The following is a 13766-nucleotide window of genomic DNA, read 5'->3' on the forward strand; positions in this document are numbered from 1 at the left end:
AAAAAATCAGCAATCCGGCTTGTCCGCCGTAAACCGCCGAGCCGGATTCACCGCTGCCCCGAACTCACGCAACGCCTTGGCGCCGATCAGCAACGGGTAGTTGAAGCTGCTGCGGTCGGTGAGGTTGACCTCCACGGTGCGCTTGACGTTACCCAGGCACAGCTCCAGATCGACCACTGGACGCTTCGTGGGCGCGACTGCTTCGCTGTCATCTTCCTCCTCTTCAGAACGGGTCTTGATCTTGCTGATGCGCGCTATCTTGTGTTCGTAGACCTGGTTACCCGCACCCTTGGTGCCGAGGCGGAAGCGCACCCAGTCTTCACCGTCACGCTTGAAGGTTTCGATGTCCTTGGCCGACAGCGACGCGGTCAGGGCGCCGGTGTCCATTTTGGCCTTGAGGACCTGCCCGCCGATTTCCGGCAGGGCAATGTATTCGTAACGCCCGTACAGGGTCGGCTCGGCGGCCATGACCGGCAGGGCGATGAGGGAGAACACTGCAAGGAGGGATTTCACGTAATGGGTTTCCATGAGAGTGTGCGGTCGGATTTTAGACCGTCGTTCGCTTGATCGTTCCCACAAGGTTACCGACCCAAAAGTGAAACATTCGTCACACCTGATTTGGCCTGTTGCCCGAAGCTGCTTATCATGGCGCGCCCAACCGCCTCCACGAGTGACTTATGCGCCGCCTGCTCACCGGCTGTTTCGTGACCCTGCTGCTTGCGCTCAACACCCTGGTCCTGATCGGGCCACTGCTGATGTTTGCCCTGCTCAAGCTGGTCCTGCCCGGTCGTTTTCGCGATTACGCCTCATGGGTGGTGATGTGGATCGCCGAGACCTGGTCCGAGATCGACAAGCTGATTTTCCGCCTGTGCATCCCCACCCAATGGGACATCCGCGGCGGTGACGATCTGCGCCGCGATACTTCGTATCTGGTGATCAGCAACCATCAATCCTGGGTCGACATCCCGGCGCTGATCCAGACGCTGAACCGGCGCACGCCATTCTTCAAATTCTTCCTCAAGAAAGAACTGATCTGGGTGCCCTTCCTGGGCCTGGCGTGGTGGGCGCTGGATTACCCGTTCATGAAGCGCTACAGCAAGGCGTTCCTGGCCAAACACCCAGAACTGACGGGCAAGGATCTGCAGATCACCAAACAGGCCTGCGAGCTGTTCAAGCGCCAGCCGGTAACCGTGGTCAATTATCTGGAAGGCACGCGGTTCACGTCGGCCAAACGCGCTCAACAGCAATCACCGTTCAACCACCTGCTCAAGCCCAAGGCTGGCGGCGTGGCGTTTGTACTGGCGGCGATGGGCGAACAGCTGGATGCGATTCTCGATGTGACGGTGGTTTACCCGCAGCAGAAGATTCCGGGATTCCGGGACTTGATCAGCGGCGATGTGCCAAGGGTCATCATCGATATCCAGACCCGCGAACTCGACCCGGCGCTGTGGCAGGGCGACTACGAAAACGATCCTGCGTTTCGCGAGAAGATCCAGAACTGGGTCAACCAGCTCTGGATCGAGAAGGATCAGCGCATCGACGCCTTGCGCGCCGAGCGCCGCTGAATCAGATTCCGGTGCCGGCGCCCCAGATGCTGCCCAGGCTACTCAGCAGCGTACCGCCGACGCCCTGCTGACCGAAGTACTGCAGGAGCACCGGGGCAAACTGGCCAATCATGCCGCTGTCCATGCCCAGAGCGCTGAAGGCGTTGTTCAGGTCGTTGGTGTCCTTGACGTTACCCAGGGCATTGTCCAGCCCTGCCGCTTTGCCGCTGGAGCCGAGCAGACCGGCCAGCGCACCCAACTCGCCGCCGCCCGAGAGCATGTTGATGCCCGGCACGCTTTTGGCCAGTTCCGAGTAGTCGGTCGAACTCAACTGGTTCTTCGCCAGCCCCAGCATCGCCCCGGCACCGCCGATGGCTTGCTGTGGGGTGATGTTCAATTGAGTGAGGGTGCTTAGCAGGTCAGCTGTCTGCGGTGTTGGTGCGGCAGTCGCGGTCGCGTCACCGCCGTTCATGCCCGAAATCGCATTGGCCGCGTCGTTCAGACTGAACTGCGCAAAGGCCGGGCTGGCGGACAGTGCCAACAGCGAAGCGAGTGCAATACCGCGTGAAATCTTCATCCAGACATCCTCTTGTGCCATGAAACCATCCGAAAACCGGCGGTAAAACTGACGATTTGACCGGGCATCCTCAATCATGTTCCTTGCCGCGCATCCGTTTTTACACGGGTCACGTATAAGAAACGTGAATCCCTGGATGCCACGCGATGAATGGCACCACTGAGCAGCCGGCGGGGCCGGTATTGAATCAGGAACCCTGGCAGCCGTTTGAAAAAGATATCCAAACAAAAACGGCGACCCGAAGGTCGCCGATTTGTTTGGCCTGAAGACTTACGCCGCGCTGAACATCTTGTGCGGATCGATCACAAACTTCTTCGGCACGCCCGCATCGAACTCGCCATAACCCTGTGGAGCCTGATCCAGGCTGATCACCTGAACGCCTACCACTTCGGCGATGTTGATACGGTCCCACATGATCGCCTGCATCAGTTGGCGGTTGTACTTCATTACCGGGGTCTGGCCGGTATGGAAGCTGTGGGACTTGGCCCAGCCCAGACCGAAACGGATGCTCAGGCTGCCCATTTTCGCGGCAGCGTCGACAGCGCCCGGGTCTTCGGTCACGTAGAGGCCGGGGATGCCGATCTTGCCTGCCACACGCACCACGCCCATCAGCGAGTTGAGCACAGTGGCCGGGGCTTCGTGTTTCACGCCGGCATGGCCATGGCCACGGGCTTCGAAGCCAACGGCGTCGACGGCGCAATCCACTTCCGGCTCGCCGAGCAGTGCGGCGATCTGTTCGTGCAGCGGCGTTTCCAGGGACAGGTCGGCGATTTCGAAGCCCTGGGCCTTGGCGTGAGCCAGGCGAACGGTGTTGACGTCGCCGACGATCACCACCGCCGCACCCAACAGACGGGCCGAAGCGGCTGCAGCCAGGCCAACCGGACCGGCACCAGCGATGTACACGGTGCTGCCCGGGCCAACGCCAGCGGTCACGGCACCGTGATAGCCAGTCGGCAGGATGTCGGAGAGGCAGGTCAGGTCGCGGATTTTTTCCATCGCCCGATCGCGATCCGGCAGTTTCAGCAGGTTGAAGTCGGCGTACGGCACCATGGCGTATTCGGCCTGACCACCGGTCCAGTCGCCCATGTCGACATAACCATAAGCGCCACCGGGACGCGCCGGGTTGACGCTCAGGCACACGCCGGTATGCATCTCTTTGCAGGAGCGGCAGCGCCCGCAAGCCACGTTGAACGGTACGGACACCAGGTCGCCGATATTCAGGTTCTCGACGTCGCTGCCCTTCTCGATCACTTCACCGGTGATCTCATGACCCAGCACCAGGCCGGTTTGCGCCGTGGTACGACCGCGCACCATGTGCTGGTCGGAACCACAGATGTTGGTGGACACCACACGCAGGATGACAGCGTGTTCAATCTTCCTGCCGCGCGGGTCCTGCATTTTCGGATAGTCAATACTCTGCACTTCGACCTTGCCAGCGCCGAGATACACCACTCCACGATTACCAGACATGCTTTCACCTCGATGTTGTTTTTATGAAACCGCGTTACCCAGGCAGGCAGCGCGTTAAGTGCTCGGGTTATTGCCTTTGTGTCTTGTGTTGTCTGTTAAGGCCTCTTCGCTGGCAAGCCAGCTCCTACAGGGGAAACGCGATCAGCTGTAGGAGCTGCGATGCGGCGTTCCGACTTGCCAGCGAAGGCGATCTAAAGAACGACCGTACGATTGGCGTTCAAAAACACTCTTCTCTCGATGTGATAGCCAACGGCTCTCGCCAGCGTCAGCCCTTCGATATCCCGCCCCTTGGCGATCAAATCTTCCGGGTAATGGCTGTGGTCCACGGCCTCCACTCCCTGGGCGATGATCGGGCCTTCATCGAGGTCGTTGTTGATGTAATGCGCCGTGGCGCCCACCAGTTTCACGCCCTTGTTGTAGGCCTGGTGATAAGGCTTGGCGCCCTTGAACCCGGGCAGCAGGGAGTGGTGGATGTTGATCGCCTTGCCATCGAGCTTGCGGCACAGCTCCGGCGACAGCACTTGCATGTAGCGCGCAAGGATCACCAGCTCCGCACCCGACTCTTCGATGACCTGCCACACCTGACGCTCTTGGGACGGCTTGTCGTTCGGATCCAGCGGGAAGTGGTAGTACGGAATCTGGTGCCAGTCGGCCAACGGCTTGAGGTCCGGGTGGTTGGAGACCACGGCAGCGACGTCCATCGATAACTGGCCGATGCGTTGGCGATAGAGCAAGTCGTTGAGGCAGTGATCGGCCTTGGAGACCATGATCACCACTTTCGGCCGATAGTTCGGCGCGACCAGTTCGAAGATCATGCCAAAAGCGTCGCCACGCTCGGCCAGGCCCGCGCGGAACGACTGTTCGTCGAAGCCATCGGGTTGGCGGAATTCCACACGAATGAAGAAACGGCCCGAGAGCCGGTCATCGAACGAATGGTGCTCGGTGACATAGCAGCCCTGCTCGAACAGAAAGCGGGTCACCACGTCCACCGTGCCGAGCAGGCTTGGGCAGTCGGCGGTCAGAATCCATGTGTCTGGGGCGCGGCTCATGGTGCGGTGACTCCTGAGAAATCGGTGGATGCCTCCTGTAGGAGCGAGCCCTGCTCGCGATGGAGGCCAACGATGACGCGTACTTTCTGATTCAACGCGTTGCCTTGAAGTCCATCGCGAGCAGGCTCGCTCCTACAGTGACGGCGGTGATCAAGCCTGGACGCTGAGGCCGAACTCGGCAGAAGCATCCTGCAACCACAGCCACCAGTAATCCGAGAAGCTGCGACGAATCAACAGTTCCCAAGTGTCTTCAGCGGTGTGACGGATCATCAGTTGCGACTTGGCGAATACCGTGCCGACAGCTTTGCCCACCGGGAAGTTGTTCGGGTGCACGTCGTAGCTGGTGGACTTCATCAGCACCTGGCGCACGTTCGGGCCGCTCAGTTCGAGGAGTTGCTGGCCACCGCTGACGTTGACGATTGCAATGTGCAGATCGCCCAGCGCTTTGCGCAGTTTCTGCTCGGCGGCAAGCTCTTCACCGCTCGGCACGATCAGCAGCCACTCATCCGGCCCCATCCATTGCAGGCTGGTTTCGCCTTTGACGATGACCGTCAGTGCACCCGGCAACTCGATACCGAGGGCCTTATGCACGCCAGCAGCGAATGCGGCGTCGTGGCCATTGCCACGGATGGTCAGGTGGCCGAGGAGTTTCTTCTCACGCACGGTCACACCGGCGTTCTTGCGGCCCTTGCCCACCAGGCTGGCGAGGTCGGCGTGATGCAGCGACGACTCGGCCTTGGCCCCGGAGGTTGGGCGTTGTTGGTAAACATTGGCTGCGGTCATAAAGCACCTGTTCTGAATTCTGTTGGTTCCTGTGGTGGCTGCACTGTCGCCATCGCGAGCAGGCTCGCTCCTACAAGGGTTACGCGGTCACCTGTAGGAGTGAGCCTGCTCGCGATGAATTCACCACGGTGCAGCTGCACCCCACAGGATCCGAACCATCAAACGTTCTGGCGTTCGCCCTTCGGATCGAAGAACACCGAAGGAACGATTTCCGCCTCGATCACGCTGCCGTCGGCCAGCGGTGCGAACACGCGCTCGCCCATGCGGTTCAGGCCGCCCTTGACCACGCCCATGGCGAACGAATAGCCCAGGGAGTTGTGCAGGTAACTGGAGGTCACGTGACCCACCATGGTCATCGGGATCGCCTGCTTGGTGTTGAACACCAGTTGCGCGCCTTCCGGCAGCCATTTGTTCGGATCGATCGGCTTGAGGCCAACCAGTTGCTTGCGCTGATCACGCACGCAGTCTTCGCGGTTCATGCCACGCCAGCCGATCCACGAGAACGGTTTGGTGCGACCGACACACCAGCCCATGTTCAGGTCGTCCGGGGTCATCGAGCTGTCAGTGTCCTGACCGACGATGATGAAACCCTTCTCGGCCCGCAGCACGTGCATGGTTTCGGTGCCGTATGGGGTCAGGTTGTACTTCTTGCCGGCGTCGACGATTTTTTCCAGCACGCCCATCGCGTAGTCGGCCTGCACGTTGACTTCGTACGACAGCTCACCGGTAAACGAAATCCGGAATACCCGCGCCGGCACACCACCGACCAGACCTTCTTTCCAGGTCATGAACGGGAAGGCTTCGTTGCTCAGGTCGATGTCGGTGACTTCGCTGAGCAGCTTGCGGCTGTTCGGCCCGGACAAGGTCATGGTTGCCCAGTGGTCGGTGACGGAGGTGAAGTACACCTTCATGTCCGGCCATTCGGTCTGGTGGTACAGCTCCAGCCACTGCAGCACACGAGCTGCGCCGCCGGTGGTGGTGGTCATGACGAAATGGTTGTCGGCCAGGCAAGCCGTCACGCCGTCGTCGAACACCATGCCGTCTTCTTTGCACATCAGGCCGTAACGGGCCTTGCCCACATCGAGCTTGGTCCAGGCGTTGGTGTAGACGCGGTTGAGGAACTCGCGCGTATCCGGGCCCTGGATGTCGATCTTGCCCAGGGTCGAAGCGTCGAGCAGGCCGACGCTGTCGCGCACGGCTTTGCACTCGCGCTTGACTGCCGCGTGCAGGTCTTCACCGGATTTCGGGAAGTACCACGGACGTTTCCACTGGCCGACGTCTTCGAACTCGGCGCCGCTCTTCAGGTGCCATTGATGCAGTGCGGTGTAGCGCACCGGCTCGAAGATGTGCCCACAGTGACGACCGGCCACGGCGCCAAAAGTCACCGGCGTGTAGTTCGGACGGAACATGGTGGTGCCCATCTGCGGGATGGTCACGTTCAGCGAGCGGGCAGCGATGGCCAGGCCGTTGACGTTGCCGAGCTTGCCCTGATCGGTGCCGAAGCCCAGCGCGGTGTAGCGCTTGACGTGCTCGACCGACTCGAAGCCTTCGCGGGTCGCCAGTTCGATGGCGGCGGCGGTGACGTCGTTTTGCAGGTCGACGAATTGCTTCGGCGCCCGTGCGGTGTTCTTTTCATGCGGCACCTGGAACAGCGCCAGGGTCGGCTCTTCGAGACGGCTCAGGGCTTTCGGCAGTACGCCTTCGACGGTCTGGAACCCGGCTTCAGCGGCGGCGCGAGCGCCCCCTTCAAAACCGTCGGCCAGAGAATCGCCAAGGCCGTAGACGCCGTTGATGCCACCGACACACACGCGTTTCTGCGGTGCTTCGCCCGGTACGAAACCGAGGATGTCTTCGCGCCAGATCGGCTTGCCACCCAGGTGCGAAGCCAGGTGAACCACCGGGCTGTAACCACCGGAGCTGGCTACCACGTCGCAGTCGAGCCATTCGCCTGGGCTGGTCACGGTGTGGGCTTTGACATCGATGGCGGCCACACGGGCAGCGGTCACGCGCTTGCTGCCACGGGCCTCGATCACGGCGCTGCCGGTGAGAATGCGGATACCTTTGGCACGCGCTTCTTCCACCAGCGCACCACGCGGGTTGCTGCGGGCATCGGCGATGGCCACCACTTGCAGGCTGGCATCGAGCCAATCCAGGGCAACGCGGTAGGCGTGGTCGTTGTTGGTCGACAGCACCAGCTTCTTGCCCGGTGCCACGCCGTAACGACGCACGTAGGTCGAGATGGCGCCGGCGAGCATGTTGCCCGGCACGTCGTTGTTGCCGTAGACCAGTGGACGCTCGTGAGCGCCGGTCGCCAGCACTACACGCTTGGCACGGACCCGGTGAATGCGCTGACGCACCTGGCCAATCGGTGCGCGGTCGCCGAGGTGATCGGTGAGGCGCTCGTGAATGGTCAGGAAGTTATGGTCGTGGTAGCCATTGACGGTGGCGCGCGGCAACAGCAGCACGTCCGGGGTGTTCTTCAGTTCGTCGATGACGCTGGCGACCCATTCGGTCGCAGGCTTGCCGTCGAGGCTTTCGCGGGAATCTAGCAGGCTGCCGCCGAACTCTTCCTGCTCATCGGCGAGGATCACGCGGGCACCGCTGCGCGCAGCCGCCAGGGCAGCCGCCAGGCCGGCAGGGCCGGCACCGACGATCAGCACGTCGCAGTGCTGGTTCATGTAGTCGTAGGTGTCCGGATCGTTCTCGGTCGGCGAGCGACCCAGGCCGGCGGCCTTGCGGATGTACTTCTCGTAAGTCATCCAGAACGATTGCGGGTACATGAAGGTTTTGTAGTAGAAGCCCGGTGGCATCAGCTTGCCGCCGACCTTGCCGAGAATCCCCATCATGTCGTTGTTCACGCTCGGCCAGCCGTTGGTGCTGGTGGCGACCAGGCCTTGATACAGCGCCTGTTGCGTGGCGCGCACGTTAGGGATCTGCGTGGCTTCGGTGGCGCCGATCTGCAACACCGCGTTCGGCTCTTCGGCACCGGCGGCGAAGATGCCGCGCGGACGGGAATACTTGAAGCTGCGACCGATGATGTCGACGCCGTTGGCCAGCAGTGCAGCGGCCAGGGAATCGCCTTCGAAGCCTTTGTAGTTCTGGCCGTTGAAGGTGAAGGTCAAGACTTTGTTGCGGTCGATCCGTCCGCCGTTGGACAGGCGATTGATCTGGCTCATACCTTCTCTCCCAGAGCCGTGCTGGCCGCTTTCGGGCTATCGGTCTTGTCGGTGAATTGTGGCTTGGTGCCGATCTTGTAGGTTTCGAGAATCTCGTAGGTCACGGTGTCGCGGGTGACGTTGAAGTACTGGCGGCAACCGGCGACGTGATCCCACAGCTCGTGATGCAGACCGCGCGGGTTATCGCGGAAAAACATGTAGTCGCCCCACTCCTCGTCGGTGCAGGTGTTCGGATCCAGTGGGCGCGGGATGTGCGCCTGGCCGGATGCATGGAATTCCTCTTCGGAGCGCAGTTCGCCACAGTGAGGACAGAAGATATGCAACATAGGGATTTCTCCTGTTAGTGGGCGACTGCTGCAGCGCCGTGTTCGTCGATCAACGCACCGTTGTGGAAACGGTCGATGGAGAAAGGTGCAGCCAATGGGTGCATTTCACCCTTGGCCAGGCTGGCGGCAAATACGTTGCCCGAGCCAGGTGTGGCCTTGAAGCCACCGGTACCCCAACCGCAGTTGAAGAACATGTTCGGTACCGGGGTTTTCGAAATGATCGGGCAGGCATCCGGCGTGGTGTCGACGATGCCGCCCCACTGACGGTTCATGCGTACGCGCGACAGCACCGGGAACATCTCGACGATGGCCTGGACGGTGTGTTCGATCACCGGGTAAGAACCGCGCTGGCCGTAGCCGTTGTAACCGTCGATACCGGCGCCGATCACCAGGTCGCCCTTGTCGGACTGGCTGATGTAACCGTGTACGGCGTTGGACATGATCACGCTGTCGATAATCGGCTTGATCGGCTCGGACACCAGCGCTTGCAGCGGGTGCGATTCGATCGGCAGACGGAAACCGGCGAGTTTGGCCATGTGCCCGGAGTTACCGGCGGTGACCACACCGACGCGCTTGGCGCCGATGAAGCCCTTGTTGGTTTCAACACCGATGCACACGCCGTTTTCCTTACGGAAACCGATCACTTCGGTCTGCTGGATCAGGTCCACGCCCAAGGCGTCAGCAGCACGGGCAAAGCCCCAGGCCACGGCATCGTGACGGGCCACGCCGCCGCGACGCTGGACGGTTGCGCCCATCACCGGGTAGCGAGTGTTCTTGGAGCAGTCGAGGTACGGAATCTCGTCGGCAACCTGTTTGGCATCGAGCAGTTCACCGTCCACGCCATTGAGGCGGTTGGCGCTGACCCGACGCTCGGAATCACGAATGTCCTGCAGGGTGTGGCACAGGTTGTAGACGCCACGCTGGGAGAACATCACGTTGTAGTTCAGGTCCTGGGACAGGCCTTCCCACAATTTCATCGCGTGTTCGTACAGGTGCGCCGACTCGTCCCACAGGTAGTTGGAACGAACGATGGTGGTGTTGCGCGCGGTGTTACCGCCGCCCAGCCAGCCTTTCTCGACCACGGCCACGTTGGTGATGCCGTGTTCCTTGGCCAGGTAGTAGGCGGTCGCCAGACCATGCCCGCCACCGCCGACGATGACCACGTCGTAGACCTTTTTAGGGGTCGGCGTGCGCCACATTTTCTGCCAGTTTTCATGATGGCTGAGAGAGTGTTTGAAGAGGCCGAAGCCCGAGTAGCGTTGCATAGTCATTTACTCCAAAACCGCACTCAGCGATAAACCGGGAAGTCCGCGCACAGGGCCGCCACTTGCTGCGCAACATTCGCTTCGACATCGGCATCGCCGAGGTTGTCGAGGATGTCGCAGATCCAGCCGGCCAGTGTGACGCACTGGGTCACCTTGAAGCCGCGAGTGGTGACTGCCGGGGTGCCGATACGCAGGCCGGAGGTCACGAACGGCGACTGTGGATCGTTCGGGACAGCGTTCTTGTTCACAGTGATGTGGGCGCGACCGAGTGCTGCATCCGCCTCTTTGCCGGTAAGGCCCTGACGGATCAGGCTGACCAGGAACAGGTGGTTGTCGGTGCCGCCGGACACTACATCGTAGCCGCGTTTGATAAACACGCCGGCCATGGCCTGGGCGTTGTCGATCACTTGTTGCTGGTAAACCTTGAAGCCAGGCTCCAGCGCTTCCTTGAAGCACACTGCCTTACCGGCGATCACGTGCATCAGCGGGCCGCCCTGGGCACCCGGAAAAACTGCCGCGTTGAGCTTCTTCTCGATTTCTTCGTTGGACTTGGCCAGGATCAGGCCGCCACGTGGACCGCGCAGGGTCTTGTGGGTAGTGGTGGTGACCACATCGGCGTAAGGCAGCGGGTTCGGGTACAGACCGGCAGCGACCAGACCGGCGACGTGAGCCATGTCGACGAACAGCAGTGCACCGACCTTGTCGGCGATCTGGCGGAAGCGCGGGAAGTCGAGGGTCTTGGAGTAGGCCGAGAAGCCGGCAACGATCATCTTCGGCTTGCACTCGACGGCCAGGCGCTCGACTTCGTCGTAATCGATCAGGCCGGTCTTGGTGTCGATGCCGTACTGCACGGCGTTGTACAGTTTGCCCGAGGACGACACTTTGGCGCCGTGGGTCAGGTGACCGCCGTGGGCCAGGCTCATGCCGAGGATGGTGTCGCCGGCTTGCAGCAGGGCCAGGTACACGGCGCTGTTGGCCGAGGAACCGGAGTGCGGCTGGACGTTGGCGTAATCGGCACCGAACAGTTGCTTGGCGCGCTCGATGGCCAGCGCCTCAACTTTGTCGACGTGCTCGCAGCCACCGTAGTAGCGCTTGCCCGGATAGCCTTCGGCGTATTTGTTGGTCAGGCCGCTGCCTTGCGCTTCCATCACGCGCTTGCTGGTGTAGTTCTCCGACGCGATCAGCTCGATGTGATCTTCCTGACGTTGCTCCTCGGCATTCATCGCCGCCAGCAGTGCATCGTCGTAACCCTGGATCTGGTCTTGCTTGCTGAACATCGCGTCTCTCCCAGCGGCGGCGGTGCGCCATTCGTCTCGGTGAGGCACTGGCTTTTCGGCAGTGCCCTTTGGTAGCGATGGTATGACTGGCTTGGAGTCGTCAAATGCCTACGGGCGCCACGCAAAGGTGCGTTTACGACATGGGATCGCGCGCGGAGTCTTGCATACCTCCTACGGGGGTTATGCGATAGCCTGTCGTACTGCGAGTAACAGCAGAAAATGCACGGGATACAGCGCATACGCCCAACGTCGCATGGGCGGTGGTTTTACGCCCTCGGCATGTCGCAACAAGAACAGCCCGAGCCATGGCGCAATCAGACAAGTGGCGACTGCCGCCATCGCCACGTGATTGCCCAATCGAACAGAGTAATACAGCACCTGCCATTGATTGGCCGCCAGGCACACCATCCCCGGCAACAGTGCGAAATACCAAGGCCGTTGCAGTACCAGCAGCATCGCCAGCGGCAACAGAACGCCATAGAAACCGAACATCAAGCGCTGGGAGAAAAACACTGCCAGCAGTACCGCGCCGACCGCCAGCAGTCGCGATGCAAGCACCGGTTGCTGCCATCCACGAACCACCAGCAAGCCCAGGGCAAGGGTGGGCAGCACATTCAAGGTGTCGGGATCGGGAATGAACATTCGGTAAGGAATTTCACTCACCGCGCTAAACAGCAGCAACCACCCCAGATAGTGCCACTGGCCACCGATCGTCGCAGTCCGCACGCGCGCCAGATTGGCCGCCATCGCCAGGCAGAACCATGGAAACGCCAAGCGTCCCGGCACATACAGCAAATCGGCGGAATAACCGACATATCGCAGGTGATCGAGCACCATGCTCAAAAGCGCCAGCCACTTGAGCAGATCCAGTGCCCCGTCGCGCTGCTTTAAGTGCATGGCCTTGTGCATGTTCTTGTGCATAGTCACGTGCATAATTGCCCTTCGACCGTGTATTTTCCCGACAGCGACATCCTGTGCGCCGCACCTGACGATCTTGGGTGCAATGCGCACCCTCATTGACCACGGGACGCTTCACCATAGGCATCTCGACCACGGAAGCAGGCCATGACCGACAAGAGCCAACAATTCGCCAGCGACAACTATTCCGGTATCTGCCCTGAAGCCTGGGCGGCCATGGAACTGGCCAACCACGGCCACCAACGCGCATACGGCGACGACGAGTGGACCGCCCGCGCGTCCGACGATTTCCGCAAACTGTTTGCAACCGACTGCGAAGTGTTTTTCGCCTTCAACGGCACCGCCGCCAACTCGCTGGCGCTGTCGTCGCTGTGCCAGAGTTACCACAGCGTGATCTGCTCGGAAACCGCCCACGTCGAAACCGACGAATGCGGCGCCCCGGAATTCTTCTCCAACGGCTCCAAACTGCTGATCGCCCGCACCGAAAACGGCAAATTGACCCCGGATTCGATCCGCGAGGTCGCGCTCAAGCGCCAGGATATCCACTACCCGAAACCTCGTGTGGTGACCCTGACCCAGGCCACCGAAGTCGGCAGCGTCTACACCCCGGACGAAATCCGCGCCATCAGCGCCACCTGCAAGGAACTGGGCCTGAACCTGCACATGGATGGCGCGCGCTTCTCCAACGCCTGCGCATTCCTCGGCTGCACCCCGGCCGACCTGACCTGGAAGGCCGGCGTCGACGTGCTGTGCTTCGGCGGTACGAAAAACGGCATGGCGGTGGGCGAGGCGATTCTGTTCTTCAACCACAAACTCGCCGAAGACTTCGATTACCGCTGCAAACAGGCCGGGCAACTGGCGTCGAAAATGCGCTTCCTCTCGGCACCATGGGTCGGAATCCTGGAAAACGACGCCTGGCTCAAATACGCCAACCACGCCAACCACTGCGCGCAATTGCTGGCCGAACTGGTCAGCGACATTCCGGGCGTGGAGCTGATGTTCCCGGTACAGGCCAACGGCGTGTTCCTGCAACTGTCGGAACCGGCCATCGCCGCGCTGACCGCCAAGGGCTGGCGCTTCTACACCTTCATCGGCAACGGCGGCGCACGGTTCATGTGCTCGTGGGACACCGAGGAAGAGCGCGTACGTGAGTTGGCGCGGGATATCCGTGAAGTGATGTCCCACTAAAACTTTGGTTAACCCAGCCCCCTGCAGGAGCGAGCCTGCTCGCGATGAGGCCCGATCATTCACCAGATCTGTTGGATGAAAGACCGCTATCGCGAGCAGGCTCACTCCTACAAAAGCCATCCGTATCCCCTGACAGTCCGCACCTGAAGACATCGTCTACATTGTTTGTCGAGCCGATCCGCTCACATAACAA

12 protein-coding genes are annotated in these 13766 nt (G+C 61.1%); 2 read left to right on the plus strand and 10 right to left on the minus strand.

Going from position 1 to position 13766, the window contains the following annotated elements; genetic code table 11:
• Positions 1-6: 6 nt before the first annotated feature.
• Positions 7-513: an ATP-dependent zinc protease gene (locus tag C8K63_RS12280; RefSeq protein WP_108217248.1), complete on the minus strand. Its 507-nt coding sequence runs from the start codon at positions 511-513 to the stop codon at positions 7-9.
• A gap of 164 nt (positions 514-677) precedes the next feature.
• On the opposite strand from C8K63_RS12280, the gene C8K63_RS12285 reads away from it, so the two are divergent.
• Positions 678-1565, plus strand: coding sequence for an acyltransferase (locus tag C8K63_RS12285; RefSeq protein WP_108216955.1), 888 nt, complete (start codon positions 678-680; stop codon positions 1563-1565).
• Position 1566: 1 nt separating this feature from the next.
• Here C8K63_RS12285 and C8K63_RS12290 read toward each other — a convergent pair whose 3' ends face one another.
• The 9 genes from C8K63_RS12290 to C8K63_RS12330 all read right to left on the minus strand — a co-directional run bounded on the left by C8K63_RS12290 (position 1567) and on the right by C8K63_RS12330 (position 12400).
• A complete protein-coding gene (locus C8K63_RS12290) occupies positions 1567-2121 on the minus strand; it encodes a DUF2780 domain-containing protein (protein WP_108217249.1) in 555 nt (184 codons plus the stop codon).
• A gap of 270 nt (positions 2122-2391) precedes the next feature.
• Positions 2392-3591 (minus strand): formaldehyde dehydrogenase, glutathione-independent, encoded by a 1200-nt coding sequence (gene fdhA / locus C8K63_RS12295; RefSeq protein WP_108216956.1) that lies wholly within the window; start codon positions 3589-3591, stop codon positions 2392-2394.
• 191 nt (positions 3592-3782) lie between these two features.
• Positions 3783-4640 carry a formyltetrahydrofolate deformylase gene (gene purU, locus C8K63_RS12300; protein WP_108216957.1) on the minus strand — a complete coding sequence of 286 codons (858 nt, stop codon included), beginning with the start codon at positions 4638-4640 and terminating at the stop codon, positions 3783-3785.
• Positions 4641-4790: 150 nt separating this feature from the next.
• The gene (locus C8K63_RS12305) at positions 4791-5423 is read right to left on the minus strand and encodes a sarcosine oxidase subunit gamma (protein ID WP_108216958.1); all 633 of its coding nucleotides are present in this window, start codon (positions 5421-5423) and stop codon (positions 4791-4793) included.
• A gap of 158 nt (positions 5424-5581) precedes the next feature.
• A complete protein-coding gene (locus tag C8K63_RS12310; protein WP_108216959.1) occupies positions 5582-8599 on the minus strand; it encodes a sarcosine oxidase subunit alpha in 3018 nt (1005 codons plus the stop codon).
• A complete protein-coding gene (locus C8K63_RS12315) occupies positions 8596-8925 on the minus strand; it encodes a sarcosine oxidase subunit delta (protein ID WP_046039383.1) in 330 nt (109 codons plus the stop codon). Before C8K63_RS12315 ends, C8K63_RS12310 begins: the two co-directional genes overlap by 4 nt.
• Before the next feature lie 14 nt (positions 8926-8939).
• Positions 8940-10190, minus strand: a complete 1251-nt coding sequence (locus tag C8K63_RS12320; protein ID WP_038981138.1) for a sarcosine oxidase subunit beta — start codon at positions 10188-10190, stop codon at positions 8940-8942.
• Between the two features lie 23 nt (positions 10191-10213).
• Positions 10214-11467, minus strand: coding sequence for a serine hydroxymethyltransferase (gene glyA, locus C8K63_RS12325; protein ID WP_108216960.1), 1254 nt, complete (start codon positions 11465-11467; stop codon positions 10214-10216).
• Between the two features lie 180 nt (positions 11468-11647).
• Positions 11648-12400 (minus strand): TraX family protein, encoded by a 753-nt coding sequence (locus C8K63_RS12330; protein WP_108216961.1) that lies wholly within the window; start codon positions 12398-12400, stop codon positions 11648-11650.
• Between the two features lie 132 nt (positions 12401-12532).
• Between C8K63_RS12330 and C8K63_RS12335 the strand changes: the two genes are divergently transcribed.
• Complete coding sequence (locus C8K63_RS12335) at positions 12533-13573, plus strand: low specificity L-threonine aldolase (protein WP_108216962.1); 1041 nt, start codon at positions 12533-12535, stop codon at positions 13571-13573.
• Positions 13574-13766: the final 193 nt, after the last annotated feature.

The organism is Pseudomonas sp. GV085 (assembly GCF_003050925.1).
Lineage (GTDB): Bacteria > Pseudomonadota > Gammaproteobacteria > Pseudomonadales > Pseudomonadaceae > Aquipseudomonas.

Coding starts and splice junctions, on each gene's coding strand:
- C8K63_RS12310 (WP_108216959.1), bottom strand. CDS start 8,599: ATGAGCCAGATCAATCGCCTGTCCAACGGCGGACGGATCGACCGCAAC.
- C8K63_RS12305 (WP_108216958.1), bottom strand. CDS start 5,423: ATGACCGCAGCCAATGTTTACCAACAACGCCCAACCTCCGGGGCCAAG.
- fdhA (WP_108216956.1), bottom strand. CDS start 3,591: ATGTCTGGTAATCGTGGAGTGGTGTATCTCGGCGCTGGCAAGGTCGAA.
- C8K63_RS12290 (WP_108217249.1), bottom strand. CDS start 2,121: ATGAAGATTTCACGCGGTATTGCACTCGCTTCGCTGTTGGCACTGTCC.
- C8K63_RS12335 (WP_108216962.1), top strand. CDS start 12,533: ATGACCGACAAGAGCCAACAATTCGCCAGCGACAACTATTCCGGTATC.
- purU (WP_108216957.1), bottom strand. CDS start 4,640: ATGAGCCGCGCCCCAGACACATGGATTCTGACCGCCGACTGCCCAAGC.
- C8K63_RS12320 (WP_038981138.1), bottom strand. CDS start 10,190: ATGCAACGCTACTCGGGCTTCGGCCTCTTCAAACACTCTCTCAGCCAT.
- glyA (WP_108216960.1), bottom strand. CDS start 11,467: ATGTTCAGCAAGCAAGACCAGATCCAGGGTTACGACGATGCACTGCTG.
- C8K63_RS12315 (WP_046039383.1), bottom strand. CDS start 8,925: ATGTTGCATATCTTCTGTCCTCACTGTGGCGAACTGCGCTCCGAAGAG.
- C8K63_RS12285 (WP_108216955.1), top strand. CDS start 678: ATGCGCCGCCTGCTCACCGGCTGTTTCGTGACCCTGCTGCTTGCGCTC.
- C8K63_RS12330 (WP_108216961.1), bottom strand. CDS start 12,400: ATGCACGTGACTATGCACAAGAACATGCACAAGGCCATGCACTTAAAG.